Annotated in this window: 23 protein-coding genes and 3 pseudogenes; 5 read left to right on the top strand and 21 right to left on the bottom strand. The window is 66.0% G+C overall.

Translation table 11 applies throughout. The features are described from left to right. Nucleotides 1–317: 317 nt before the first annotated feature. Nucleotides 318–491: an HPP family protein gene (locus tag E3U26_RS00355; protein ID WP_499105093.1), complete on the top strand. Its 174-nt coding sequence runs from the start codon at nucleotides 318–320 to the stop codon at nucleotides 489–491. Nucleotides 492–510: 19 nt separating this feature from the next. Here the strand turns inward: E3U26_RS00355 and E3U26_RS00350 are convergent, their stop codons facing one another. The 10 genes and pseudogenes from E3U26_RS00350 to traG form a co-directional block, all read right to left on the bottom strand. Beyond that, the gene (locus tag E3U26_RS00350; protein ID WP_449045224.1) at nucleotides 511–753 is read right to left on the bottom strand and encodes a hypothetical protein; all 243 of its coding nucleotides are present in this window, start codon (nucleotides 751–753) and stop codon (nucleotides 511–513) included. A 25-nt stretch (nucleotides 754–778) separates the two neighbouring features. Beyond that, nucleotides 779–1,570 (bottom strand): Rossmann-like domain-containing protein, encoded by a 792-nt coding sequence (locus E3U26_RS00345; protein WP_499105092.1) that lies wholly within the window; start codon nucleotides 1,568–1,570, stop codon nucleotides 779–781. 62 nt (nucleotides 1,571–1,632) lie between these two features. After that, on the bottom strand, nucleotides 1,633–2,640 hold the full coding sequence (locus tag E3U26_RS00340) for an ABC transporter substrate-binding protein (protein WP_499105090.1): 1,008 nt from the start codon (nucleotides 2,638–2,640) through the stop codon (nucleotides 1,633–1,635). Next, complete coding sequence (locus E3U26_RS00335) at nucleotides 2,630–3,433, bottom strand: ABC transporter ATP-binding protein (RefSeq protein WP_499105088.1); 804 nt, start codon at nucleotides 3,431–3,433, stop codon at nucleotides 2,630–2,632. The genes E3U26_RS00340 and E3U26_RS00335 overlap by 11 nt, the downstream gene beginning before the upstream one ends. Continuing rightward, a complete protein-coding gene (locus E3U26_RS00330; RefSeq protein WP_499105086.1) occupies nucleotides 3,430–4,485 on the bottom strand; it encodes a FecCD family ABC transporter permease in 1,056 nt (351 codons plus the stop codon). The genes E3U26_RS00335 and E3U26_RS00330 overlap by 4 nt, the downstream gene beginning before the upstream one ends. 355 nt (nucleotides 4,486–4,840) lie before the next feature. Next, on the bottom strand, nucleotides 4,841–5,557 hold the full coding sequence (locus tag E3U26_RS00325) for an ABC transporter substrate-binding protein (protein WP_499105084.1): 717 nt from the start codon (nucleotides 5,555–5,557) through the stop codon (nucleotides 4,841–4,843). Nucleotides 5,558–5,618: 61 nt separating this feature from the next. Then, nucleotides 5,619–5,750: pseudogene (locus E3U26_RS00320) on the bottom strand (ABC transporter ATP-binding protein); the annotation flags it as partial. Then, the gene (locus E3U26_RS00315; protein WP_499105082.1) at nucleotides 5,747–6,052 is read right to left on the bottom strand and encodes an iron chelate uptake ABC transporter family permease subunit; all 306 of its coding nucleotides are present in this window, start codon (nucleotides 6,050–6,052) and stop codon (nucleotides 5,747–5,749) included. The pseudogene E3U26_RS00320 and the gene E3U26_RS00315, both read right to left, overlap by 4 nt. Nucleotides 6,053–6,082: 30 nt before the next feature. Further along, nucleotides 6,083–6,514, bottom strand: a pseudogene (locus E3U26_RS00310) (TonB-dependent receptor domain-containing protein); the annotation flags it as partial. Nucleotides 6,515–6,540: 26 nt separating this feature from the next. Next, nucleotides 6,541–7,704: pseudogene (gene traG, locus E3U26_RS00305) on the bottom strand (IncP-type conjugal transfer protein TraG); the annotation flags it as partial. 206 nt (nucleotides 7,705–7,910) lie between these two features. On the opposite strand from traG, the gene E3U26_RS00300 reads away from it, so the two are divergent. The 4 genes from E3U26_RS00300 to E3U26_RS00285 all read left to right on the top strand — a co-directional run bounded on the left by E3U26_RS00300 (nucleotide 7,911) and on the right by E3U26_RS00285 (nucleotide 10,354). Then, on the top strand, nucleotides 7,911–8,105 hold the full coding sequence (locus E3U26_RS00300) for a type II toxin-antitoxin system VapB family antitoxin (protein ID WP_072463131.1): 195 nt from the start codon (nucleotides 7,911–7,913) through the stop codon (nucleotides 8,103–8,105). Then, complete coding sequence (locus E3U26_RS00295; protein WP_214272867.1) at nucleotides 8,102–8,467, top strand: type II toxin-antitoxin system VapC family toxin; 366 nt, start codon at nucleotides 8,102–8,104, stop codon at nucleotides 8,465–8,467. Before E3U26_RS00300 ends, E3U26_RS00295 begins: the two co-directional genes overlap by 4 nt. A 3-nt stretch (nucleotides 8,468–8,470) precedes the next feature. Continuing rightward, nucleotides 8,471–9,004 carry an isochorismatase family protein gene (locus E3U26_RS00290; RefSeq protein WP_449045229.1) on the top strand — a complete coding sequence of 178 codons (534 nt, stop codon included), beginning with the start codon at nucleotides 8,471–8,473 and terminating at the stop codon, nucleotides 9,002–9,004. Between the two features lie 196 nt (nucleotides 9,005–9,200). Next, nucleotides 9,201–10,354, top strand: a protein-coding gene (locus tag E3U26_RS00285; protein WP_114537220.1) for an IS3-like element ISPfe1 family transposase whose coding sequence is annotated in 2 segments (ribosomal slippage) — nucleotides 9,201–9,447 and nucleotides 9,447–10,354 — 1,155 coding nt in all. Because the reading frame shifts where the segments join, the coding sequence is not laid out codon by codon here. Nucleotides 10,355–10,807: 453 nt separating this feature from the next. Here the strand turns inward: E3U26_RS00285 and E3U26_RS00280 are convergent. The 11 genes from E3U26_RS00280 to E3U26_RS00230 form a co-directional block, all read right to left on the bottom strand. Further along, nucleotides 10,808–12,787 (bottom strand): 3'-5' exonuclease, encoded by a 1,980-nt coding sequence (locus E3U26_RS00280; RefSeq protein WP_499105079.1) that lies wholly within the window; start codon nucleotides 12,785–12,787, stop codon nucleotides 10,808–10,810. Further along, nucleotides 12,781–13,152, bottom strand: coding sequence for a response regulator transcription factor (locus tag E3U26_RS00275; protein ID WP_499105077.1), 372 nt, complete (start codon nucleotides 13,150–13,152; stop codon nucleotides 12,781–12,783). Before E3U26_RS00275 ends, E3U26_RS00280 begins: the two co-directional genes overlap by 7 nt. Next, the gene (locus tag E3U26_RS00270) at nucleotides 13,152–13,649 is read right to left on the bottom strand and encodes a hypothetical protein (RefSeq protein ID WP_499105076.1); all 498 of its coding nucleotides are present in this window, start codon (nucleotides 13,647–13,649) and stop codon (nucleotides 13,152–13,154) included. The genes E3U26_RS00275 and E3U26_RS00270 overlap by 1 nt, the downstream gene beginning before the upstream one ends. Before the next feature lie 7 nt (nucleotides 13,650–13,656). Next, complete coding sequence (locus E3U26_RS00265) at nucleotides 13,657–15,468, bottom strand: DUF294 nucleotidyltransferase-like/CBS domain-containing protein (protein WP_499105075.1); 1,812 nt, start codon at nucleotides 15,466–15,468, stop codon at nucleotides 13,657–13,659. 59 nt (nucleotides 15,469–15,527) lie between these two features. Beyond that, nucleotides 15,528–17,339, bottom strand: coding sequence for a sodium:solute symporter family protein (locus E3U26_RS00260; protein ID WP_036760346.1), 1,812 nt, complete (start codon nucleotides 17,337–17,339; stop codon nucleotides 15,528–15,530). Between the two features lie 10 nt (nucleotides 17,340–17,349). Next, entirely contained in the window at nucleotides 17,350–17,607 is a 258-nt protein-coding gene (locus E3U26_RS00255) for a DUF4212 domain-containing protein (RefSeq protein ID WP_036760348.1), read from the bottom strand. A gap of 108 nt (nucleotides 17,608–17,715) precedes the next feature. After that, nucleotides 17,716–19,677, bottom strand: coding sequence for an acetate--CoA ligase (gene acs / locus E3U26_RS00250; protein WP_499105073.1), 1,962 nt, complete (start codon nucleotides 19,675–19,677; stop codon nucleotides 17,716–17,718). Nucleotides 19,678–20,087: 410 nt separating this feature from the next. Continuing rightward, the gene (locus E3U26_RS00245; RefSeq protein ID WP_036761013.1) at nucleotides 20,088–21,233 is read right to left on the bottom strand and encodes an iron-containing alcohol dehydrogenase; all 1,146 of its coding nucleotides are present in this window, start codon (nucleotides 21,231–21,233) and stop codon (nucleotides 20,088–20,090) included. Further along, nucleotides 21,230–22,618 (bottom strand): aldehyde dehydrogenase family protein, encoded by a 1,389-nt coding sequence (locus E3U26_RS00240; RefSeq protein WP_499105071.1) that lies wholly within the window; start codon nucleotides 22,616–22,618, stop codon nucleotides 21,230–21,232. The genes E3U26_RS00245 and E3U26_RS00240 overlap by 4 nt, the downstream gene beginning before the upstream one ends. A gap of 37 nt (nucleotides 22,619–22,655) precedes the next feature. After that, a complete protein-coding gene (locus tag E3U26_RS00235; RefSeq protein WP_499105806.1) occupies nucleotides 22,656–24,017 on the bottom strand; it encodes a glutamine synthetase family protein in 1,362 nt (453 codons plus the stop codon). A gap of 53 nt (nucleotides 24,018–24,070) precedes the next feature. Further along, on the bottom strand, nucleotides 24,071–25,111 hold the full coding sequence (locus E3U26_RS00230) for a TRAP transporter substrate-binding protein (protein ID WP_036761014.1): 1,041 nt from the start codon (nucleotides 25,109–25,111) through the stop codon (nucleotides 24,071–24,073). Nucleotides 25,112–25,117 lie beyond the last annotated feature (6 nt).

Here is a 25,117-nt window from a genome sequence, read left to right as displayed (position 1 = left end):
ATATCGTTCGCCGGGGTGACGGGAACCGCGCCAGCTGTCAAGCCCGCCCGGCTGAGCAAGGTTTTGCGGCACGGCACTGGCCGGCGACCGATGCGAAACCCGCTCCCAACCCGCCGGAACCGCAGGAAAATCGCATGCCGCCGGGCGGTATCATCGAAGCCGTCTATGGATCGTTGAAAAACTCCGATTTGCGATTGCATGCGACGGGATGCAGGCTCGGCCCTGTCCACAAGACACCTCGTGCAACCCCCGAGGCATCCAGGGAGGGAAGCCCCGACATCGCCCGGCACCTGCCGGCCCGCCTGGCCATCGCCGTCATGCAGCTGACCCGAACCGTGCATCCGCCCGCGGGCGGCGATCCGCTGGTGGTGATCCTGGCCGGCGCGGGCTGGTCCTTCCTGGGCGTGCCGATCCTGGCGGGAACGGTGACGCTGGTGGCGGCCGCCATCGCCTATCACCGGCTGATCTCGTTGCGCGCCTATCCGGGGTAAGCCGAGGGCAGCAGGCAGCTCAGCATTTGTCGACATGGGCAACGCTCACCCCGCTTTCGGCGAAGAACGCCTCGAGCCGGGCATTGGATTCGGCAAAGCCGCCCTTCTTCCATTCCATGCGCCATTCGCCGGCCTCGTCGTCGTAATGCGCCGCCGGAAACGCCGCCTGGAAGCGCGCCGCCAAGGCGCCTTCGCGCGGGATGCCGATGCCATGCTTCAGGCACATCTTGGTCAGTGTCACGGTCCTTGTATCGTCGCTCATCTGCATGTCCTTTCAAGCGTTGCGTTCAATCCTGCACCAGAACGATCTTGGGCGCGTATTTTCCGAAGAAGTGATAGCCCGAGCCGCCTTGCGCCAGCACCTCGTGCAGCGCATCGGCATCGGCGACGCGCACGGTGCCCAGGATCATGCCCCGGCGGGCAAGAAAGGCGTCGGGCAGCATCGGCACGGTCGGGCCGACCAGCACAACCCGCGCTTCGGGGCGGGCGCAGGCGATCAGCCCGGGCAGGCTGTCATTGACGAGCGTGGTGCCGGTGATCAGCAACACGTCCGCCTGGGGCACGATCCGGGGATAGCTTTCGGCGGGGCGGAAATGCTCCATCTCGTTGGGGCGCAGGGTGGCCGGATCCTTTTCCAGCACGAAATGCCGCGCGCCGATGCCCCGCAGCGCCTTGAGGAAGGGGCCGAAGGCACCGACCACGACCGCCGTCTCGTCGGGCCGGATGCGGGCGATGTCGAAGGCGTCGGCATCCTCGACGACGCGATAACCCTGGGGCCCGCGACGCTCGGCCGCCAGATGGGCCAGCGCGTTCAGCGCCGCGATGCCGAGCGCGCGGCGCAACCCCGCATGCGACAGCGCCTCTTGCGCCAGCCGCAGCGCACCCATGCCGCGCAGCTTGCCGGGAAAGGGCATCGCCATGGCCGAAGAGGGGCAGCACACCGCCTCGGGGATGTCTTTCAGCGGCGTGGCGCACAGCCCGGTATGGCCGCTGTCCAGCGTGACGGCGACGAAGAACAGCCCCAGCGTGGCGCGACCGACGGTCCGCGCCTCGGCCTCGGCGCCGAGTATCCCGGTCACGGCATCATAGGTCCGTTCAAGATACGATGCGCTTACGGCACTGTCCTTTGGGCGGGGGACGCTCATACCCTGCCCCCCAGGATTGCGCGGATCTGCCCGTCGTCGAGTTCCGTGCCGAAGAAGCTCTTGTAGAAGTCCCGCACCGTCGCGATCAACTCGGCTTCGGGGAAAAGCTCGGGGTGGAAATGCGAGGCCGCCCAAAGCACGGTCAGCGGCTGCTCGACCGTGCGATTGGCCCAGATATGCGCCCCCATCGGCGCGACGAGAATCCGACCCTCCTGCACCGCGCGCAGTTGCGACAGGTTGGCGTCCACATCCAGGCGGGCGACATGGGTCGGGTCGCCGACGATGATGATGTCGGGATCGGCGGCCAGCACGACCTCGGTGGTCAGCGCCAGGGTTTCCTCGCTGCGGCCGTCGTCGGTGACGGAATCCCCGCCGGCAGCCGTGATCCACCATTCCGCCACCAGATGCGGCTGGGTCATGTTGACCGGGTTGAGATAAAGCACCGAGGGCCGGTCCGCCACACCTTCGACCCGCGCCGCGACGTCGGCCAGCGTGCCGTCGAACCACGCGGCATAATCCGGGCCGATGCGGGCATTGCCCAGCAAATCGCCGACCAGCGCCACGCCGGCCTTGACGTCCTCGGGCGTCTGGATGCGCAGCACCACGGTCGCGATGCCGTGCCGATCCAAAAGGTCCGCTGTGTCCTGGGCGAAAGTCAGCGCCACGTCCGGGTTGAGCGTCAGCAGTTCCTCCAGCGCCAGGTTGCGCTCGGCATCCTCGACGCGGGGGCTTTGGGCAAGCTGCGGCGCGAAAACGTCCTGCCAGGCCCAGCGGCCCGATTGCCGCGCCCAGGGCGGCAGGTCGTTGGCGATCAGCGCGCCTTGGCCCGCGGCAAAGACGAAGCTGTTGATGACCGGCACCGAGCCCAGCGTGGCGACGCTGTCGATCCGGTCCGGCACGGTGACGATGCGGCCGGCCATGTCGGTGATGTCGCGGGCCAGCACGGCGCCCGACAGGCCAAGGACGAGCATCCCTGACAGGATGGGGACGGCTTTAAGGAACATGGTTGCTCTCCGGTTGCGGGGAATGGAACAGCGGGGCGCAGGCCAGCGTGCCGTCGGCATCGCGGATGATGCGGATGCCGCGGCCGTAAAGCGCGCTCAGATAGCCGGGCCGCGCCAGATCGGCGACCGGCCCAGCCCCGTGCATCCGCCCCCCGCGCAGCGCGATGAAGCGGTTGCCGACATGCAGGGCGTGGTCGGGGTGATGCGTGACCATCAGGATGCCCAGCCCGTCCCGCGCCAGCCCGGCGACGAGGTCCAGCAGCCGCAGCTGGTTGCCGAAATCCAGGCTGGCCGCGGGCTCGTCCAGGATCAGCAATCGCGCCTGTTGTGCCAGCGCACGCGCCAGCAGGCAAAGCTGCCGCTCGCCGCCGCTGATGGCGGCAAAGGGACGCTCGGCCAGATGGGCCAGCCCGACCCGGTCCAGGCAGTCCATGGCGATGGCCCGGTCCGCCCGGCCCGGTATGTCCAGCCGCCCCAGATGCGGCGAGCGGCCCATGACCACCATCTCGCGCACCAGATGGCCGAAGGCCGGCTGCGTCGCCTGCGGCACATAGGCCATGCCGCGGGCAAGCGCACGCGGCGACAGGCTGGCCACCGGCCGTCCGTCCAGCAGGATCGAGCCGCCCGAAGGCGTCAGCGCCCCGATCAGGCAGCGCAGCAGCGTCGTCTTGCCCGCACCGTTCGGCCCCAGCACGCAAAGCACCTCGCCCGGGTCCAGCACGAAGCCGATATTCTCCAGCCGCTGCGCGCCGGCACCATGGGCAAAGGACAGGCCGGATACCGCCAGCCTCATGACCACCCCGTCCTTGCGCGCAACAGCAGCAGCAGAAACAGCGGGGCGCCGATGACGCTGGTGGTGATGCCCAGCGGGATCTCCATCGTGGTGGCGCCGCGCGACAGGTTGTCCACCAGCAGCAGGAACAGCGCGCCGGTCAGGGCCGAGACGGGCAGCAGCCGGTCGAAGGACGAGCCGACGAGCAGCCGCGCGATATGCGGCACCACCAACCCGACCCAGCCGACGATCCCGGCGATCGAGACGGCCGCCGCCGTCATCAGCGTGGCCGACAGGATCAGCACGATGCGGATCATGCCGGTGTCCACGCCCAGCATCCGCGCCTCTTCGCTGCCGACGCTCATCACGTTGACCTGCCATCGCAGGGCGTAAAGCACCGCCAGCGCCAGCCCGACCAGCAGCGCCACCAAGGGCAGGTCGCCGGGCGTCACCCGGTTCAGCCCGCCCAGCAGCCAGAACGTGATCGCGGGAAGCACGTCGACGGGGTCCGCCACGATCTTCAGCACCGAGATCATCGCCTGGAAGAACGCCGCGATCACCACGCCGACCAGCACCAGCACGATCAGCGAATGGCGGTTGATGGCCTGCCCCACGACAAAGACCAGCCCCACGGCGCAAAGCCCCATGGCGAATGCACCCGCCTGGATCGCCCAGGCGCCAAGGTTCAGCGTCACGGCAAGCGAGGCCCCGAAGCCCGCCCCGGCCGAGACCCCCAGGACGTCCGGCGCCACGATGGGATTGCGAAACAGCGTCTGGTAGGCTGCGCCGGCCGCGGCCAGCCCCGCCCCCACCAGCATCGCGGCAAGAATGCGCGGCAGGCGGACATTGGTCACGATCTGCTCGACCGCAGGCGACCAGTCGGCCTGAACCTCCCAGAACTGCGAGGCCAGCACCGCCAGCACCGTGCCCGGTGGAATGGGCACCCGCCCCAGTCCCAGAGAAAACACCGCCAGTCCCAGCAGGGCCAGCCCCAGCGCGGGGATCACCGTCAGGCGCCAGCGTCGCGGCCGTGCGACCTGCCGGGCGGGCGCAAGAGGGGCCGGCCTGCCCATCCGCATCACCCCTGCCGCCGGGAGGGGCCAGAGCGATCCGTTCCCGTCGGGCCCTGCGCCAGTGCCCGCGCGGCCGGGATGGACCGTGCCGATGCCAATGCGGCCGGTCCTTTGCCGATACGAACCACCACCCCCGTCTCCTCCTCGCATCCCATCGAATCGTTATATTCATTCAAGCATAACGAAAGGAAGGCAAAGGGCATATTGCGGCATATTGCCCGATGCGACAAAACCCTCGCGCGCGGGTCGGCGGAAAGATTGCGCCACCGACCAAGGCATCCACTTCGAAAGAAGCTTGGTTCAAAGGTCCGCGAACTCATCACTGCTGTCTCTATGATCATCCCGGACGGCTGCGTCAGTATGTCGACTTCAGGAACTCGGCGATCTCGTCGTCGACCAGTTCGATGCGGTAGATGTTGCGATAGAAACGCCGGGTTTCCTCGCGCATGTCGATATCGGCAAAGGCGTCCGGATAGAGCGTGCTGGCCGGCCAGAGGAATTGAAGCGCTTCTTCCGAGGTTCCCCGGCACCACCAGAACAGCCTGTGCGGATTGACGTAGACCCGGCCCTCGCGCACCGCCTTGACGTTGCGCCATTGCGGCCTGGTGCGGATTTCCTCGGCGTCCTCGGCATTCATCGAGATGATGACATCGGGGTTCCCGGCGATGATATCCTCAAGCGAGGCAGTGCCCGAGGCATAGGGCATGTCTCCGAACCAGCTTTCCGCGATATTGATCGCCCCGCCCAGATCCATCCAGTCCTGGTTCAGCGACGGTCGTCCCGAGGTCGAAAGCGGCGCGCCCGAGGCCAGGTAGACCCTTACGCACCGATCAGGCGGGATGCCTTCCAGCCGCTCGGCGACGCGGCGGCGGTTGTCGTCGAAATAGCCCTGATATTTCCTAGCGATCTCAAGCGCATCCGGCCCAAGCATTTCGCCGGTGATCAACACGCGCTCGACCAGCGCGTCGATGGAATTGCTGCGAAAGGACGCCACGGCGATGCCCGCCCCCCGAAGCTGCCTGGAAACAGCGTCGGGTAACGCACACGAGGAAAACAGGATGTCCGGCTTCATACAGAAAGACGCTGCCGCGCGCCGGCCGCAGCAGCTTCAGCATAAGCCGCAGCAGCGTCGATTTCCCCACCCCGTTCGCGCCCAATATGGCGACGATCTCGGCCTCGCGGATAGCGGGTTCGACGTCCGACAGGATGACGCGCCGGTCGCGGTCGAAACCCAGACCCTGCGCAGAGATGACGACCCTGCTCATGTCCAGCCCCGGCGGATGCGCGACAGGACGAGGACGAAGATCGGGATGCCGACGATCTCGGTGACAATGCCGATGGGGATCTCGATACCCGAAAGCGACCGCGCCAGGATGTCCGCGCCGACCAGGAAGGACGCTCCCAGCAGGGCCGAAGCGGGGATCAGGCGCATGTTCATCGAACCGATCATCAGCCGCGCGATATGCGGGATGATCAGGCCGATCCAGCCGATGATGCCCACCATCGACACCGAGATCGCCGAGACCATCGTCGCAACGGCAATGACGGCATAGCGGATCAGCGCCACCGGAACGCCAAGCGTATGTGGGCCTCATCGTCACCCATCGACATTGCGTCCAGCGCGCGGCCCAGCATCCAGACGATCAGGATAGACATTGTCCTCGCCGGTGAAAGCAAAGGGTCGCTCGATACGGAACACCGCCACCAAAGCATCCAGGCCGCCTAGGTCGGCCTTGACCCCAGCCTCGACCTGCTTGCTGTGCTCGGGTGCGGGCACCTGTCCGGCGTTCGCGGCCGTGGTCGGCGCGATACCGCCGCTTTGCAGCGAGTCGGCATAGGTGGCGACGCTCGCGACAGGTTTGTAGGTCAGCGCCACGCTGGAGCTGAAGCCACTCTTGCTGTATCTCTGCGTGACCGTGCCGGTCTCGTCATAATTCTTGACGTCGAACCATGTGTAGCTGCCCGACAGGATGGCCGACCACCGTTCGTTGAAGGTGATGCTGTCACCCAGCACCAGGCTTTGCGATCTGTTGCTGAAGGATCTGTAGCGCGGCTCCGCCGCCCGAGCTGGTTGAGGACCAGCCGGATCAGCGGCTTGGTGCGCGAGATGTCCGAGGGCGGCACCACCAGATAGAGCGTCGAGGGCTGTTCCGCCGCGATCAGATCGGCGATGCGCCAGTCGCAGCGCGATGTCACCTGGGCGACGACAGGGTCGCGGTAGAGGCCCAGAAACGACATCGCCGTGCTCAGCACGCTGGAACGTTCGTTCTCGGATTTGTTCAGCAGTTCCCGCGCGGCGCTGGCGATGACCGGATGCGGCCCGGCCTCGCCCAGATGCGGGGTCTTCATCATCGCCGCCAGCGTCGCCTCGATCGAGCGCCGCGGATCGGAGAGGAAGGCCGCGACGCGGGCGAGTGTCTTGCCTTCCTCGGCATAGAGCACATGCAGGATGACGCCGACCAGCAGGGCGTGGCTGGTCTTTTCCCAATGATTGCGCTTTTCCAGCGAGCCCTCGGGATCGACGAGGATGTCGGCAATGTTCTGGACGTCGCGGACCTCCCATTCGCCGCGCCGGACTTCCAGCAGCGGATTGTAGGCGGCAGACTGGGCATTGGTCGGATCGAAGAGCAACACGCGGCCGTGCTTCGCCCGGAACCCGGCGGTGAGCTGCCAGTTCTCGCCCTTGATGTCGTGGACGATGGCCGAGTCCGGCCAGGTCAGCAGGGTCGGCACCACCAGCCCGACGCCCTTGCCGGATCGGGTGGGCGCAAAGCAGAGCACATGCTCCGGCCCGTCGTGGCGCAGGTAGTCCTGTTGGTAGCGCCCCAGCACCACCCCGTCGGGGCCGAGCAGCCTCGCCCGCTCGATCTCGCCCCGCCCAGCCCATCTGGCCGAGCCGTAGGTCTCGACATCCTCGGCCTCGCGGGCGCGCCAGACCGACATCAGGATGGCGATGCCGATAGCCAGGAACCCGTCCGAGGCGGCGATGATGCCGCCCTCCATGAAGATGCGCGGGGCGTAGGCGTCATAAAAGTACCACCACCAGAACAGGGCCGGCGGGTAATAGACGGGAATGCCCCAGATCTCGAACCATGCCGGGCCAAGCTCGGGCTGGAAGCCGAGCCGCCAGGCCGTCCATTGCGTGCCGGACCAGACGAAGATCAGCACGACCAGGAACACCACGCCGATCTGGCCCCAAAGGATCTTCGTGCCGGACAAGGTGGTGCCAGCCTCCCTGCAGGTATCCGATGCAATGAGAAAAACCCGTCCGCCGCAAGATTCAACGGCTATGCTTGGGCTGGTCGCAGGCTGGCGCAGGGCAGCATAAAAATACTTGCAGAATGCGGTGCGCGGGTTTCTAGGGATGCATCGTAATCATCACCGAATGATGCTACATTGGATGCGTCACTTTCGGAGACATGGCCATGCGCACGACCCTGAACCTCGATGACGAGTTGCTCCAGCAGGCCCGCGAGCTCACCGGCATCGGCGAGAAGGCCGTTCTGGTGCGCGAGGGGCTGAAGGCCCTGATCGAGCGCGAGAGCGCCCGGCGGCTCGCCCTGCTCGGCGGCACCGACAAGCGGGCCTCGGTGGCCCCGCGCCGGCAGCCGGCGCCGTGATCCTCGTCGACACCTCGATCTGGATCGACCATCTACGCGCGGGCGATACGGAACTGGTCGATCTCCTGAACGCCGAACAGGTGCTGGCGCATCCCTTCATCATCGGCGAGTTGGCGCTCGGCAGCCTCAAGGACCGGGAAACCGTCATCGCCGCGATGCAGGGCCTGCCGCAGGCGCCCATGGCCAGCCATGCCGAGGTGATGGCATTGATCGACGCGCGGCGGCTTTTCAGCCTCGGCATCGGCTATGTCGATGCACATCTGATCGCCGCCACCCTGCTCGCCCCCGGCACCACGCTCTGGACCCGCGACCGTCGCCTGAGCGCGGCAGCAAAACACATCGACTTCCCTCCGAAAGGATGACCCATGCCACTGATCGACTCCGCCCGTTCGCTGCTTCTGCTCATCGACTTCCAGGCCCGCCTGATGCCTGCCATTCATGAGGCCGAAGCTGCCCTGCGCAATGCCGGCCGGCTTCTGGAAGCAGCCGGGATGCTGGATGTTCCAAGCCTGCTGACCGAGCAGAACCCGAAAGGTCTTGGCCCGACCGTCGGGCAATTGCCGGTCGGCGATGCCCCGGTGGTGGCGAAGCAATCCTTCGGGGCCTGTGGCAAGGAAGGTTTCGCGGATCGCATTCCTGCGAATGCGCAGGTGATCGTCGCAGGCTGGGAAGCGCATGTCTGCGTGTTGCAGACGGTGCTGGGACTGCTGGAAACTGGGCGTCAGGTCCATGTGGTGCGCGATGCGATCGGATCGCGGCAGCCGGAAAGCAAGGAGACCGCGATCCGCCGGATGGAGCGCCACGGGGCCGAAACCGTCACCACCGAGATGGTGCTGTTCGAGTGGCTGCGCACGGCGACGCATCCGCGATTCCGCGAGGTCGCGGCGCTGATCCGGTAGGAAGTCGGTTGGGCGGGCCGCGATGCCACCCGGGGTCGGCAACGTCGTTTTCTGAAACCATCCATGAGGGAACCAATGCCGGACTACGGATCGAACCAGACCGGGACGCTGGAAACCATCACATCCGCTGACCTGCCCCCCGGAAGTTCCCTCGCTGTGATGTAGAGTCTGCCCAACCTGAGAAGGAGCAGACGACATGAGGAAAAGCCGGTTCACCGAGGCGCAGATTATCGGGATGATCAAGGAGCAGGAGGCGGGTTTGCCGACTTCCGAGCTTTGCCGGAAGCACGGGTTGAGCCCCGCGACGTTCTACAAGCTCAAGGCGAAGTATGGCGGGATGGACCTGTCGGACGCCAAGCGGCTGAAGCAGCTCGAGGACGAGAACGCGAAGCTGAAGCGCCTTCTGGCCGATGCCATGCTGGACAACGTGGTTCTGAAGGATCTCTTGGGAAAGCCCTGACGACACCGGTGCAACGGCGGGACGCGGTGCTGCGGGCGATGAAGGATCATCCGATCTCTCAGCGTCGGGCCTGTGTCCTGATCGGTGTCGATCCGAAGACGGTGCGGCGTGACAGGCCACCCGACAACCCGGAAATCCGTGAGGAGATGCACAAGATTGCCGAGAAGCGCCGGCGGTTCGGCTACCGGCGCGTGGGCATCCTGCTGGAGCGCAAGGGCATGATCATGAACGAGAAGAAGCTCTATCGCATCTACCGGGAAGAGGGCCTGTCGGTGCGCCGCAGGCGTGGCCGCAAGAGGGCACGAGGTAGCCGGACGCCAATACCAGCGCCGTTGAGGCCAAACCAGCGGTGGTCGTTAGACTTCCTGTCCGACACGTTCGGGGCCTGCCGCAAGTTCCGCATTCTGGCTGTGAACGACGATTGCTGCCGCGAGAACCTGGCGTTGATCGCTGACACGAGCATCTCTGGGGCTCGGGTGGCACGGGAACTGGATGCGCTGGTCAGGATTTACGGCAAGCCCGCTTGCATCGTCAGCGACAACGGAACCGAGTTCACCAGCAAGGCCATCCTGAAATGGGCCAACGCGAACGGCGTCGAATGGCACTACATCGACCCGGGCAAGCCGCAGCAGAATGGCTACATCGAAAGCTTCAACGGCAGCCTGCGCGACGAATGCCTGAACGAGGAAATCTTCGACAGCCTGGCTGATGCCCGCCGCAAACTGGCCCTCTGGCGCTACGACTACAACAACGTCAGGCCCCATTCCTCGCTGGGCAACAAGACCCCGTCCGACGCGCGCCGAGCGCTTGAGCAATCTGAGGGCTCCGCGCCCGGCGCGCTTGCCACACCCGAAACCAACCAATATCAACCCCAAGGACTCTCGTTATGAACGAGGGACGACCGGGGGGCAGGTCATAGTTATCATCACGCAAAGCAACTATGCCACAATACTAATAGTCTATCGGCTCAACCAACCCAGTGCATGGGTGATAGCGTACAAAATTCATACCATCTGTCCCGCGCCAGAAAAAAAACAACACGATCTACCTATTCGCTCAACGATCTCGCAGCTTCACTGCCCGCCCCACTGCCATTGTCGCCACACCAAGACGCTTCAGCTTGACGATTCGCACATGGACCTCTTAACGCTTCTTAAAGTATTCCCGGTGGTGCACTCCTCTTTGGACACGCCACAGCAGTGGCGTTGCGGGATTGGCTGGTGAACCGGAAGCGCCGCATCGGAACGGGCGGGCAGGCCTATCCGTTCCGACGGCGCCGGCCGGCGGAATTGCCGGCTGGCGGATATTCGATCCGCCCCATGGCCGCGCAGAAGGTCGGGCGGTCAGCCTGCCCCCGGCCCAGGGTCGGAGGCGGTCTCGCCTGCCGGCTTGTTGGCGTTGTCGATCAGGCGGCGGTGGCGGCGAGCCTCGGCCAGTATGTCCTCGAATCGTTCCAGCCCCTTGGCCTCCAGTGCCGCGATCAGCCGCAAATAGGCCTCGGCCGTTGCGCGGGCGTCGCCCATGGCGGTGTGGCGCGCCTCGGGCGGGATTATGATGCCAAGCCGCTCGGTCAGCGCATCCAGCGAATGCGGCGCCGACTGGCCCCAGAGCATCGCCGAAAGCTGCACCGTATCCAGCACCTGATTGTCGAAATGCGCCCCGGTCTCGGGCAAGGCGCGGCGCAGGAAGCCCATGTCGAAGGGCGCATTATGGGCGACCAGCACCGTATCCTCGGCGAAATGGTGAAAGGCGGTCAGCGCTGCGGTCATGTCAGGGGCACCGGCCACCATCGCATCCGTGATGCCATGCACGGCGGTCGAGGCAGGCGGGATCGGCCGGCCGGGATCAACCAGCGTGTCGAAACGCTCGCCGGTCAGGCGGCCGCGGGCGATGCGCAGCCCGGCGATCTGCACGATGCGGTCAGCGGCGGGGTCAAGCCCGGTCGTCTCGGTGTCGAAGACCACGCAGGTCAGATCGGCCAGCCGCGACGAGGCCGCGCCGCGCCGCGACAGGGCGAAGTCATAGGTCAGCCCGGCGCTGTCCGGCCGGCCCGGCGCGATCGGCAGTGGCAGAACCAGCCGCGCCTGACCGTCCCGCGCTTCGGTCCAGATGCCGGTGGCATGCGCGGCCAGGATCTCGTGCCCGGTCAGTTCGGGCTGCGCCGGATCGGGCGGTTCGGCCAGCCAGGCCTCCAGCCGGTCCATGGGCAGCGCCGCCCCGGTCCAGAGCAGCAAGAGCCGCGCCTCGGACGCCTCGGCCCCGGCCTCGGCCTCGGCGGCAAGGCGGGGGGCCGCACCCTGCTCGCGCAGGCGGCGGTCCAGATGGCGCAGCAGCCCGTTCACGCCGGCCGCGTCAGCCAGCAGCACCAGCCGAGGCTGGTCGGGCGCCAGGTCCAGCCCGGCGGCCAGTTCGTTCAGCCCAGCCCCTCCGCGCGGGGCGTCACCGCTCATCGCCTCGGTCAGTGCGCGCAGGACATTGGCCAATCCCTGCCCCTCGCTCTGGATCGCCTGCGCCAGCGCGGGCGGGATCGGTCCCTCCAACGCACCCAGCATCGGCACCAGGGTCGCGGCATGGCGGCGCAGAGTCTCCAGCAGGTCGCGCGGCGCGGGATGCTGCGGCGGACGGTCGTTCAGGATCAGCAGCGTGCCGCCATCGACCCGTCGCATGCGCCCCCACAGCCGCTGCCCGGCCGAGGTCAGGCAGGTCAGGTCCGTCGCCGCCGCCCCCGCCGCCAGACGCGCCGCCCCGGCCTCCAACGCGCCGCCGGGCAGATGGCGCTCGATGGGGCGGTCCAGCGCGATGCCCGGCAAGAGATGCGCGGCGGAGGCGTTGTAAAACATCACCCGTCCGGCCGGATCGGTCATCACCGCGCCGGCACCGATATCGGCAAGGATGGATTCCAGCGTCTCCTTCTCGCGTTGCAGGTCGGCGGCATGTTCGGCGACCGCATCGGCCAGCGCCTCGGCCGAACGCGCCCGCGCCTCGGCGGCGTCGCGCGCGGCGGGGCCCAGATCGGCAAGATAGCGGGCCTCCTCGATCTCGGGGGTCTGGCCGGTGCGCAAGCCCCCGGCCAGCAGTTCGATCGGGCGGGCCACGTTGCGGTCGAACAGGAACCAGATCCAGACGATCATCCCCAACGCGCCGAACCCCGCGATCAGCGCCGCAAGCGCCAGCGCGTCCAGCATCGCCTGGACCGGGACGCCCCGGCCCGTAAGGCTTGTCCCCGCCACCCACAGCGCCGCCGCCAAGATCGCGAGGACGGCGCCCGCAAGCCCGGAAAAGATCAGCAGAACCCGAGCCCTCAGCGACAGCTGCGTCAGCATCGTCCCCCCAGCAGCCGCGCCAGTTCCGCGCGCAGCTCCGACAGCTCGAAGGGCTTGGCGATGAAGCCGTCCGCCCCCAGCGCCAGCCCCTTGCGGCGTTCCACGACCGAGCCGCGTGCGGTCATCAAAAGCACCCGCACGTCGTTCAGCGCCGGATCGGCGCGCACATCCTGCACGATCTGATAGCCCGAGACGTCGGGCAGCATCACGTCCAGCAGCACCAGATCGGGACGATTGGCCCGGATATCCTCGACCGCGCCGGCACCCGTGGCCATGCGGCGGTGCTTGTGGCCGTCGCGCGACAGCAGGAAATCCAGGGCGGTAGCGATATTGTCCTCATCCTCGACCACAAGGATATCTGCCATCAGCCTCCTCCCCCGCAGACGACGGAATAGGCCGGGTCCGATGGGCTGGGGGGCGACCATGCGCCGCGCGCCGGCCGGACCAGCCCCTTCGCGCAATCGAATTCCTGCGGCACGACCAACGTAGGGCCACGCCGCTCGACCAGCGTGATCCCGGCCCGGCGGATGCCCTCGGCGGTCTCCGAGATGCCGGCCGGATCAAGGGCGGCAAAGCGGATCACGACCGGTGCCAGATAGGTCCAGGGCGCCCAGAGCTGACTGTCGCGGCCCACCAGCAGGATCTGCGCGTCCGCGGGCAGCCGGGCGACCGCGCGGTCATACCAAGCGTAGTCGTTCCAGACCGCATAAACGACCATAGCAAGGCCGATGCCCGCCGGCAGCAGCCAGCGCGCCGGCGCCCACCCCAGCTTGCGCAACAGGTGCATTCCGGCATAAAGCAGCGCCGCCGCGCCCACGCCGACCGCGATCACGCCCAGCAGTTCGACCCCTATCCCGGTCATACGCCCCTCATCCCAACATCCCCTTGCCGTGGCCTAGCGCCGATTGCATCCCCCGCACCACCACGAAGGCGTCGCGCAGGTGGCTGCGTTGAAAGTCGGGCAGCGCGGCGGGGGACAGGTGGTTCCCCGGCCGTTCGCCCCCGCGGATCTGCGCGGCCTGGTTTTCCAACCGCGTGGTCTGGATCAGGTCATAGGCCGCGATCAAGTCGCGCGCGCCGCTACCCGAGATGACGCCCGCCGCCTGCGCCTCGACCAGCCGTGCCCTGGTGTTGACGGGGGTCAGCTGCCCCTGCAACGCATAGATCCGCGCGAGATCCGCCACGGGCACGACGCCATTGAGTTTCATGTCGATATGGTGGCGATGCTCGCCCGTGCGCGCGGTCGCGAAGCCGCCGATCAACCCCAAGGGCGGGCGGTGTTTCATCGCATTCGAGATCATATGCGCCACGAAGATCGAATTCTTCGCCGCCATGTGCAGGGTTTCCGCCTGAAGCCCGTCCAGCAGCGCGGCATTGCCGCCGATGGCGCGCAGGTCGAACATGACCGAGGCCAGCATTTGCGCCTCGGGGCTGGGATGGGCGATCCAGTCGTGGAAATAGCCGCGCCAGACCCTGCGCGGCTGGCGCCAGCGCGGGGTGATGGCCATCATTTCGCCCGGACAATAGACATAGCCGCATGCGTTCAGCCCGTCGCAGACAAAGCGCGCAAGCTCGGCGAACCACGGATCGTCCGAGTCGCAATCGTCGCCGAGGATCAGGCAATTGTCCTGATCCGACAAGCCGGTCTGTTCCTGCCGCCCCTGGCTGCCGCAGGCCGCCCATAGCCAGGGGCCGGGCGGCGGACCCAGCCGCGCCTCGGCCATGACCAGCAGGCGGCGGGTCACCGCATCGGCGATGTCGGTAATCATCCGGGTGATGGTTTCGTGCCGGTGATGGCCGTTGACCAGTTGCACCAGCAGCGCGGGAATGCGGCCGGTCGCCACCGCCATCTCGGCGACATCCGCCGCTTGCGCGATATCGCGGATCAGCGCCGAGGCCGAGATCGCCAGCACCCGCGTCAGGTCGGTCTGGCTGACCATGCCGACGAAGCGGCCCTTCTCGACCACCGGCAGATGGCCGATGCGGCGCTCGAGCATGATGTTCAGCACGTCATAGCCCAGTTCCGAGGGCGACAGCGTGATCGGCTCGGGCGTCATCACTTGCGCGACGGGCACGTTTCCGTCGCGCCCTTCGGCGACGATGCGGTTCGACATGTCGCGGATCGTGACCAGCCCGACCAGCCGATCCCCGTCCAGGACGCCGATGCTGCTGACGCGGGCGTCGCACATGGCGCGGGCGGCCTCGATGGCAGGGGTCTGGGGGGTGCAGGTCAGCGGCGCCTGCCGCCCGATCAGGTCGCCGACCTTCAGCAGGGCCAGATCGCCTTCTCGATTGCCGGGCAAGCCGCCGCGGTCGAAGAAGCGCGCCACCGCGCGATGGCTGCCGATCAGCCGCATCAGCTCGGCACGGGGCAGCATCAGCACGGTCGAATCCTCGATGGCCGTCGCCGTGGTAACCGCCACCCCGTCGCGCAGCAGTCCCCTTTCGCCAAAGGAGTTGCGCGTCATCAGTTCGGAAACGGAATCTCCCACGGCATCCGAGACCCGGACCAAACCGCTCTCGATCAGGTAAACCCCCGCCAGCCTGTCGCCGTGGCGATAGATCACGCTGCCGGCCGGATAGGTCCTGCGCTTGAACGACGCCGCGGCCCGCTCCAGCTCGTCCTGCGGCAGGCTGTCATAGGGATGAACCGAGGCGATGAATGCAGCGATGTCGGTCATGGTTCTGCCCTGCCGATTGGCGGAAAGGTCGCGCCCCCACGAAGGGACGCGACTGTTCGTCAGTGGGCCTGCGCCGCGCCGGCGCCGCGCGGGACGCGGATCGACTCGACCAGCTCACGCACCTCGACAGGCGGCTCCCTGGTGACGCTGGACACCAGATAGGCCACCGCGAAGTTGATCAGCGCGCCGACGGTCCCGAACGAGGCCGGCGAGATGCCGAACAGCCACGCATCGGCCGTGTCCGGCAGCATGTTGGTACCCGAGATGAAGAACCAGCCCTTGTAGGTGAAGATATAGACCAGCGTCGAGATGACCCCGGCCAGCATCCCCGCCATCGCGCCTTCCTTGTTCATTCGCGTCGAGAAGATGCCCAGCATCAGCACCGGGAAGATCGAGCTTGCGGCCAGGCCGAATGCCAAAGCCACCGTCTGCGCGGCAAAGCCGGGCGGGTTCAGCCCCAGGATCGTCGCCACCAGGATCGACACCCCCATCGAGATGCGGGCGGCAAGCAGCTCTCCCTTCTCGCTGATGCCGGGGTTGATCGCGCCCTTGATCAGGTCGTGGCTGACCGCGCCCGAGATCGCCAGAAGCAGGCCCGCCGCGGTGGACAGCGCCGCCGCCAGGCCGCCGGCGGCGACGATGGCGATGACCCAGCCCGGCAGGTTGGCGATCTCCGGGTTGGCCAGAACCATGATGTCGTTGTTCACGGTGGTCAGTTCGTTACCCACCAGGCCCTGCTCGGCGACGATCGCCGCTACCGGTGCATTGGCGGCCCCGGCCTCGTTGTAATACTGGATCAGGCCGTCCCCGTTCTTGTCCTCCCAGTTCAGCAGCCCGGTCAGCTGCCAGTTGCGCATCCAGTTCAGGTCCTCGCGGGTCTCGATGTCGCTCAGCGACACGGCCGGCTGGCTGAAGGTCTGGCCTGCCTCGGCGCCCGGCCACATGGTCGCGGTCAGGTTGAAGCGCGACATCGAGCCGACCGCCGGAGCGACGGTATAGAGCAGCGCGATGAAGACCAGCGCCCAGCCCGCCGACTTGCGCGCATCGGCCACCTTCGGCACGGTGAAGAAGCGGATGATGACATGCGGCAGGCCCGCGGTGCCGATCATCAGCGCCATGGTGAACAGCACCATGTCCAGCGTCGACTGGTGATGGCCGGTATAGGAGCGGAAGCCCAGATCGGTAACCACCTGGTCCAGTGTCGCCAGGAACTTGGTGTCCGATGCGTTCAGCGTGCCGAACAGCCCGGTCTGCGGCAGCACATGGCCGGTCAGTTGCAGCGCGATGAACACCGCCGGGATGGTATAGGCAATGATCAGCACGATATACTGCGCCACCTGGGTATAGGTGATGCCCTTCATCCCGCCCAACACGGCATAGACAAAGACCAGCGCCGCGCCGATCCACAGCCCGGTCGAGCTGGACACTTCCAGATAGCGCGAAAAGGTCACGCCGACGCCGGTCATCTGGCCGATCACATAGGTGATCGAGATGATCAGCAGGCAGATCACGCCGATGATCCGCGCCGTGCCCGAATAGAAGCGGTCGCCGATGAATTCCGGCACCGTGAACTTGCCGAACTTGCGCAGATAGGGCGCAAGCAGCATCGCCAGCAGCACATAGCCGCCGGTCCAGCCCATCAGATAGGTCGAGTTGTCATAGCCGGTGAAGGCGATGAGGCCCGCCATCGAGATGAACGAGGCGGCGGACATCCAGTCGGCCGCCGTGGCCATGCCGTTCATGACCGGGCTGACGCCCCGGTTGGCGGCATAGAATTCGGCCGTGGACCCGGCGCGGGCCCAGATCGCGATGCCGATGTAAAGCGCGAAGGACGCGCCGATGACCAGGAGATTGAGGGTAAATTGGCTCATGGGATGCTCCTCACTCGTCCACGCCGTGTTCGGCATCGAGCTTGTTCATGCGCCAGGCATAGAAGAAGATCAGCACGATGAAGACCAGGATCGAGCCTTGCTGCGCGAACCAGAATCCCAGGTCGGTTCCTCCCACCGATATGCCCGCCACCATCGGCCGCAGGATGATCCCGAAGCCATAGGACACCAGGGCCCAGATGATCATGCACAGCCAGATCAGTTTGAGATTGGCCTGCCAGTATGCGTTTGACGATTGTCTGTCACTCATGTCCTTAAAATCCTCCCTTTTTCAGACATGTCGTTCCGTCTTTTTCGACGTGTTTGCTCCTCCGTTTCTCCCGGCGAAAAGGGCCGGGAGCGTGTTCCGCGCCTGGGTTCAGGCGCGGTTCATCCGGTTCTCGATCAGTTCGTCGACGACGCCGGGGTCGGCCAGCGTCGAGATGTCGCCGAGCGCGCCGAAATCGTCCTCGGCGATCTTGCGCAGGATGCGGCGCATGATCTTGCCCGAACGCGTCTTGGGCAGGCCCGGCGCCCATTGGATCAGGTCGGGCTTGGCGATGGGGCCGATCTCGGTGCGGACCCATTTCTCCAGCTCGGCGCGCAGCTCGTCGCTGGGCTCGACCCCGTTCATCAGCGTGACATAGGCATAGATGCCCTGCCCCTTCAGCGGGTGCGGATAGCCCACGACCGCGGCCTCGGCCACCTTCTCATGCGCGACAAGGGCCGATTCCACCTCGGCCGTGCCCATGCGGTGCCCCGAGACGTTGATGACGTCGTCGACCCGGCCGGTGATCCAGTAATAGCCGTCCTTGTCCCGCCGGCAGCCGTCGCCGGTGAAGTAATAGCCCGGATATTGCTGGAAATAGGTCTCCATGAAGCGCTGGTGGTCGCCCCAGACGGTGCGCATCTGCCCCGGCCAGCTGTCGGCGATGCACAGCACGCCGTCGATCTCTTCGCCATGGCCGTCCTGCGGCACGCCGCTCTGCGCGTCCAGAACCACCGGCTTGACGCCGAAGAAGGGCAGCGTGGCCGAGCCCGGCTTGGCCTCGATGGCACCGGGCAGCGAGGTGATCATGTGCCCGCCGGTCTCGGTCTGCCACCAGGTATCGACGATCGGGCAACGGCCCTTGCCGACATGCTTGTCATACCAGACCCAGGCCTCGGGGTTGATCGGCTCGCCCACCGTGCCCAGCACGCGCAGGCTGGAGAGGTCGTATTTCTCGACCCATTCCGGCCCCTGCCCCATCAGCGAGCGGATGGCGGTCGGCGCGGTATAGAACTGGTTGACCTTGTGCTTGTCGCAGACGGCCCAGAAGCGGCCGGCATCGGGCCAGGTCGGCACGCCCTCGAACATCAGCGTGGTGGCGCCGTTGGCCAGCGGGCCGTAGACGATATAGCTGTGCCCCGTCACCCAGCCCACGTCGGCCGTGCACCAGAACACGTCGCCGTCCTTGTAGTCGAAGACGTATTGATGCGACATCGCGGCGAACAGCAGGTAGCCGCCGGTGGTATGGACCACGCCCTTGGGCTTGCCGGTCGAACCCGAGGTGTAGAGGATGAACAGCGGATCCTCGGCATTCATCGGCCGCGGCGGGCAGTCGGGGCTGACCTCGTCCATCAGCTTCAGCACGTCGACGTCGCGGCCCTCGATCCAGCTGGTCTGGTCGCCGGTATGCTTGACCACCAGGCAGCGCACCCGGTCCGAGCAATGCAGAAGCGCCGCGTCGGCGTTCGACTTCAGCGCCGTGCGCCGGCCGCCGCGCGGCGCGGTGTCGGCGGTGATGACCAGCTTGGCGCCCGAATCGTTGATGCGGTTGGCCAGCGCGTCGGGCGAGAAGCCGGCGAAGACGATGGAATGGATGGCGCCGATCCGCGCGCAGGCCAGCATGGCATAGGCCGCCTCGGGGATCATCGGCATGTAGATCACCACCCGGTCGCCGCGCATCACCCCCTGGCTCAGCAGGACGTTGGCAAAGCGGTTCACCTTTTCCGACAGTTCGGCATAGGTGATGTGGCGCGCCGGCTGGTTGGGGTCGTCCGGCTCGAAGATGATCGCGGTCTGGTTCGCGCGCTTGGGCAGGTGGCGGTCGACGCAGTTGACCGAGGCGTTCAGGATGCCGTCCTCGAACCATTTGACCGAGACCTGGCCCATGGTGAAATCGGTGTTCTTCACCTTGGTATAGGACTGGATCCAGTCCAGCCGCTTGCCCTCGCGCCCCCAGAACCCGTCGGGGTCCGAGATCGATTCGGCATACATGCGGGCGTAATCGGCCGGCTGGACCAGGGCATCCTCGAAGCCGGGCGGAATGGGATGTTTCGCAACATTTTCAACGGACATGGCTCCCCCTCATAAGCAATCGCATCTTTTCCCCTTCCCTGCGGCGCCATATCGACGCCTCCACGTCGGGCCGCTGCAAGAAAGCTCGAGAACGATGTTAAACCGATCGCCGCATCCATGTTAAGCGTTTATATATAAAGGAAATTTTGTTAATAAATTGACAGGCTGGATATGCGATTTGTAAATATTTTACATACCGGCTTGATCTGTCATCCGGAATCGTCTTCCCAACCGTGACAGCGGTCCGAGAGAACGCCGCCAGCGCATCCGGGGGCGAGCATTCGCCAACAGCGCATCGGGGCAGCCAAGCAGCTGCACCGTGCGATGATCCCGGCTTCGTCGCAGGGACTGCGTTTGCGAAGGCAGGGACGGGCACGGCTCCTGGAGGATCGCGGGGCCGCGCGATATATTCACATGCAGCTTTCAAACAGCGCGCGAGTGTTTTCGCGCGTCATCTCGACGGGGTTTCCGCCGCAACTCGGATCCTCCAGCGCCATCTCGGTCAGTTCGTCCAGACGTTCGGACTGGACGCCCAACCGGGTCAGGTTCTGGGGGATGGCAAGCTCGCTGCGCAGCTCGATCACCCGCGCGCGAAAGCCGTCGAAGCCGCCCTTGATGCCGAGATAGTCGGCGGCGCGGGCAAGCCGGTCCTCGATGGCCGGTCGGTTGAAGTCCAGTACCATCGGCATGACCACCGCATTCGTGGTGCCGTGATGGGTGCCATAGACCGCGCCGACCGGATGGCTCAGGCTATGGATCGCGCCCAGCCCCTTCTGGAAGGCGACGGCCCCCATGGCGGCGGCGCTCATCATGTTCGCGCGGGCCTCGATGTCGTCGGGCGTGGCATAGGCGCGGGGCAGGTATTCGTTCACCAGCCGCAGCCCCTCAAGCGCGATGCCCTGCGACATGGGGTGGTAATGGGGCGAGCAGAACGCTTCGAGGCAATGGGCGAAGGCATCCATGCCGGTGCCGGCGGTGATGACTTTCGGCATGCCCACGGTCAGTTCGGGGTCGCAGACAGTGACGGCCGGCATCAGCTTGGGATGGAAGATGATCTTCTTCTTGTGCGTGGCCGAGTTCGTCAGGACCCCGGCGCGCCCGACCTCGGAGCCCGTGCCCGCCGTCGTCGGCACGGCAATGATGGGCGCGATCTTGCCGGCATCCGCGCGGGTCCACCAGTCGCCGATGTCCTCCAGGTCCCAAACGGATACGGTCTGGCCCGCCATCAGCGCGATCATCTTGCCCAGGTCCAGCGCCGAGCCGCCGCCAAAGCAGATCACGCCGTCATGTCCGCCGGCTTTGTAGGCGGCGATGCCGGCCTCCATATTGCCCTCGTGGGGGTTCGGATCGACCTCGGAAAAGACCGCGCGGCCAAGGCCGGAGGCATCCAGAATATCCAGGGCCTGCGCGGCTATGGGCAGGCTCGCCAGTGCCTTGTCTGTCACAAGCAGGGGACGCGCGATGCCCGCGGCCCTGCAATGCTCGGCCAGTTCGGTGACGCGGCCCGCGCCGAATTTTATGGTGGTCGGATAGGACCAGTTCGCCCGAAGCGTCATTTCGTCACCTTTTTCAGATGGTAGGATTTCGGCCGCGTCACGGCCAGATAGCCAAGGCCCGACAGCGCTGCGCCGCGTCCGGTGTCCTTGCAGCCGGTCCAGCACAGCGCCGGGTCCAGATAGTCGCAGCGGTTCATGTAGACGGTGCCGGTTTCAAGCCGGCTGCCGATCCGGGCGGCGGCATCGGCATCGGCGGTCCAGATCGAGGCGGTCAGCCCATAGTCGCAATCGTTCATCAGCCGGATCGCCTCGGCATCGTCGCGAACCGGCATGATGCCGACGACGGGGCCGAAGCTTTCCTCTCGCATCACGCGCATGTCGTGGGTCACGTCGACCAGCACCTGCGGCGCAAGATAGGCGCCACCATCATCGGCGGGAAAGTTCGCCGGGTCGATCAGCGGCCTTGCCCCCTGCGCCACGGCCTCGGCGACCTGCGCGCGGACCAGATCGGCAAAGCGCCGGTGCGCCATCGGCCCCATCGTCGTATCCGGGTCGTGGGGATTGCCCAGCCTCTGCGCGTTCACCCAATCGGCGGCCTTGGCCACGAAGGCGTCAAAGAGGCTTTCGTGGACATAGATCCGCTCGATCCCGCAGCAGCACTGGCCGCTGTTGAACATGGCGCCGTCCATCAGCCCATCCACCGCCGCATCCAGATCGGCATCGGCGCGGACATAGCCGGGATCCTTGCCGCCCAGCTCCAGCCCGGTCGCGGTAAAGGTCCCCGCGGCGGCCCGCTCGATCGCACGCCCCCCGGCGACCGAGCCCGTGAAGTTCACGAAGCCGAAGCTGCGCCCGGCGATCAGTGCCTCGGTCGTCTCGTGGTCCAAGACGACATTCTGCATGATGTCGGCGGGAACGCCGCCTCGATGCAGCGCCTCGGCCAGACGCTCGCCCGCCAGCAGGGTCTGGGTCGCATGTTTCAGGACCACGGCATTGCCGGCGACCAGGGCGGGCACGACCGTGTTGACGGCGGTCAGGAAGGGATAGTTCCAGGGCGCGATGACAAAGACCACGCCCACCGGCTCGCGCCGGATCTCACGCGCGAAATGATCGCTGTCTTCGACCATGGTCGGGGCAAGGGCCTGGGCCGCGATCTTCATCATATGGTCGGCGCGTTCGTTGACGCCGCCGAATTCACCGCCGTAGCGGATCGGGCGGCCCATCTGATCGGCCAGTTCGGGCACTATCGCGTCCTTCATGGCGTTCAGCGCCGCGATCCCGGCGCGGATGCGGGCGACCCGCTCGTCCAGCGGCAGCGCCGCCCATCCGGGCTGGGCGGCACGGGCACGGGCAACGGCGGCGCGCGCGTCCTCGATGCCCAGGGTCTGCCTTTCGACAAGGGTCTTGCCGGTGGTGGGCGATATCAGGGCAATGGTCTTGCTCATCTCTTCCTCGTATTGGCGGAGGTTCCGGCGGATCGTGTCAGGCGCGCTCGAACCCGCGGGCCAGTTCCCAATCGGTGACGGCGCGGTTGAATTCCTCGACTTCCCAGCGGGCGGCGTGGACATAGTGATCGATGACCCCATCGCCCATCGCCGCGCGCAACATGGCCGAGCCATCCAGGGCATCGGCGGCCTCATGCAGGATCTTGGGCACCTGCCGGGCATCCTGGGCCGCATAGGCGTCGCCGGTGAATTCCGGCTCCAGCGCCAGTTTCCGCTCGATCCCCTCCAGCCCGGCGGCGAGCAGCGCGGCGCAGGCCAGATAGGGGTTCAGGTCCGATCCGCCGATCCGGCATTCGATGCGCACGCCCCTGGTGTTGTCGCCGCAAACGCGGAAACCTGCTGTGCGGTTGTCCACCGACCAGATCGCATTCGTCGGCGCGAAAAGGCCGGTCACGAAACGCTTGTAGCTGTTGACATAGGGGGCAAGAAAAAAGGTCAGCGCGCGCGCATGTTCCAGTTGGCCCGCCATGTAATGCCGCATCAGGTCGGACATGCCATGTTCGGCACTCTCGTCGAAAAAGGCGTTCTCGCCGTCCCTGAACAGGGATTGATGCACATGGCTGGACGAGCCTGCCTGGCCATGCGCGACTTTCGCAAGGAAAGTGGCCGAGAGGCCGTGCCTGCTCGCGATCTCCTTGGTCGCAGCCTTGACCACGACATGCATGTCCGAGGTATCCAGCGCATCCGAATATCTGACATTGATCTCGTGCTGGCCGGCGTTGGCTTCACCCTTCGAATTCTCGACCGGGATGCCGGCGCCGTAAAGACCGTTGCGCAGATCCCGCATCACGGGTTCCTCACCGAAGGTGCCGCTGAGGGCATAGTCGACATTGTGGCGCGCAGTCGGGACAAGGCAGCGATAGCCGCTGTCGAAGTGATGCTTGAAGGATTGCTCGAACAGGTAGAATTCAAGCTCGGTCGCCATCATCGGCTGAAAACCCAGGGCGGCCGCGCGTTCGACCTGCCGGCGCAACACGCTGCGCGGGGCGTGGGGGACCAGTTCGTGGGTCTTGTGGTCGTAGAGATCGCACATGCACAGCGCGGTTCCCGCCGCCCAGGGCAGGCGGCGCAGGGTCGAAAGGTCCGGCTTCATCACATAATCGCCGTAGCCCGCCGCCCAGCTTGCCGCCGCATAGCCCGGCACCGTGTTCATCTCCAGATCGGTCGCCAGCAGATAGTTGCAGCAATGCGTCTCGTCGTGGTTCTCGAGAAAATGGGCTGCGTGGAAGCGTTTGCCCATCAAACGGCCCTGCATATCGACCAACGCGACGATCACGGTGTCGATTTCGCCGGCTTGGACCGCCTGCTCGAGGTTTTTCAAGGAAAGGTTGGCAGGCATGGGTGACTCCGGTAAGGAGGGCGCACCATCGCGGATGCGCCCAGTCGCAGTGATCACGAATAGCGATAGGGTGGACCTGCCTTCTCCATCGCTTCGTTGTATTCCTTGATCTGGGCGACGACGCGGGCCTTGACCTCGGATTCCGCGGCGATCTCGTCCCAGAATTTCTTGGCGGCCTCCTCGACGGTGGCCCATTCCTCGGCGGGAATCGTCGTCAGTTGCATCTTGTCGCCGCCGACGCGAAGCCGTGCCTCGCCCGCCCAATACCAATGCTGGCGATAGTAATGGGATTGGTCGAAGACGGCTTTCATCAGTTCCTTCAGATGGTCGGGCACCTCGTCCCAACGCTGCTGGTTGGCAAAGAAATGGCCGATCCATGCGCCCGAGATGTTGTTGGTCAGGAAATGGCCCGTCGCCTCGGCCCAGCCGACGGTATAGTCCTCGGTGATGCCGCACCAGGCGACGCCGTCCAGCTCGCCCGTCTGCAGCGCGACCTCGATATCCTCCCAGGGCAAGGTGACGGGCACGACGCCGAATTGCGCGAGGAACCGTCCCGCCGTCGGGAAGGTAAAGACGCGCTTGCCCTGAAGGTCGGCCAGGCTGTTGATCGGCTGCTTGGTCGCGAAGTTGCAAGGATCCCAAGACCCTGCCGAGATATGCTGGATGCCGTGCTTGGCGTATTCCTCTTTCCAGATCTCGTCCAGACCATAGTGGTTGAAGAGCGCCGGCACATCCAGAGAATAGCGCAGCGCAAAGGGGAAATAGCCGCCGAAGACCGTCACCTCGGTGGGCGAGGCCATGCTATCGTCATCGGACTGCACCGCGTCGATGGTGCCGTTCTGAAGCGCGCGGAACAGCTCGGGCGTGGGCACGATCTGGTCGGCATAGTAAAGCTCGATCTCCATCTGGCCGTTGGCGATCTTGTTGAAGGCGTCTACCGCAGGCTTGCAGACATGCTCGCCCAGTGCCGCACCCGCATAGGTCTGCATCCGCCATTTCAGCGGTGCGCCCTGTGCGATGGCGGGGGCGGCAAGGGCGCCGACCCCGGCCGCGGCGACGCCGCTGGTCAAGAGCTCTCGTCTGGTCGTGTTCATCGTCTT

It is taken from the genome of Paracoccus ferrooxidans (assembly GCF_029909815.1).
GTDB lineage: Bacteria > Pseudomonadota > Alphaproteobacteria > Rhodobacterales > Rhodobacteraceae > Paracoccus > Paracoccus versutus.
The sequence above is the reverse complement of the archived record's forward strand: the minus strand, read 5'-3'. Positions and strand labels throughout refer to the sequence as shown.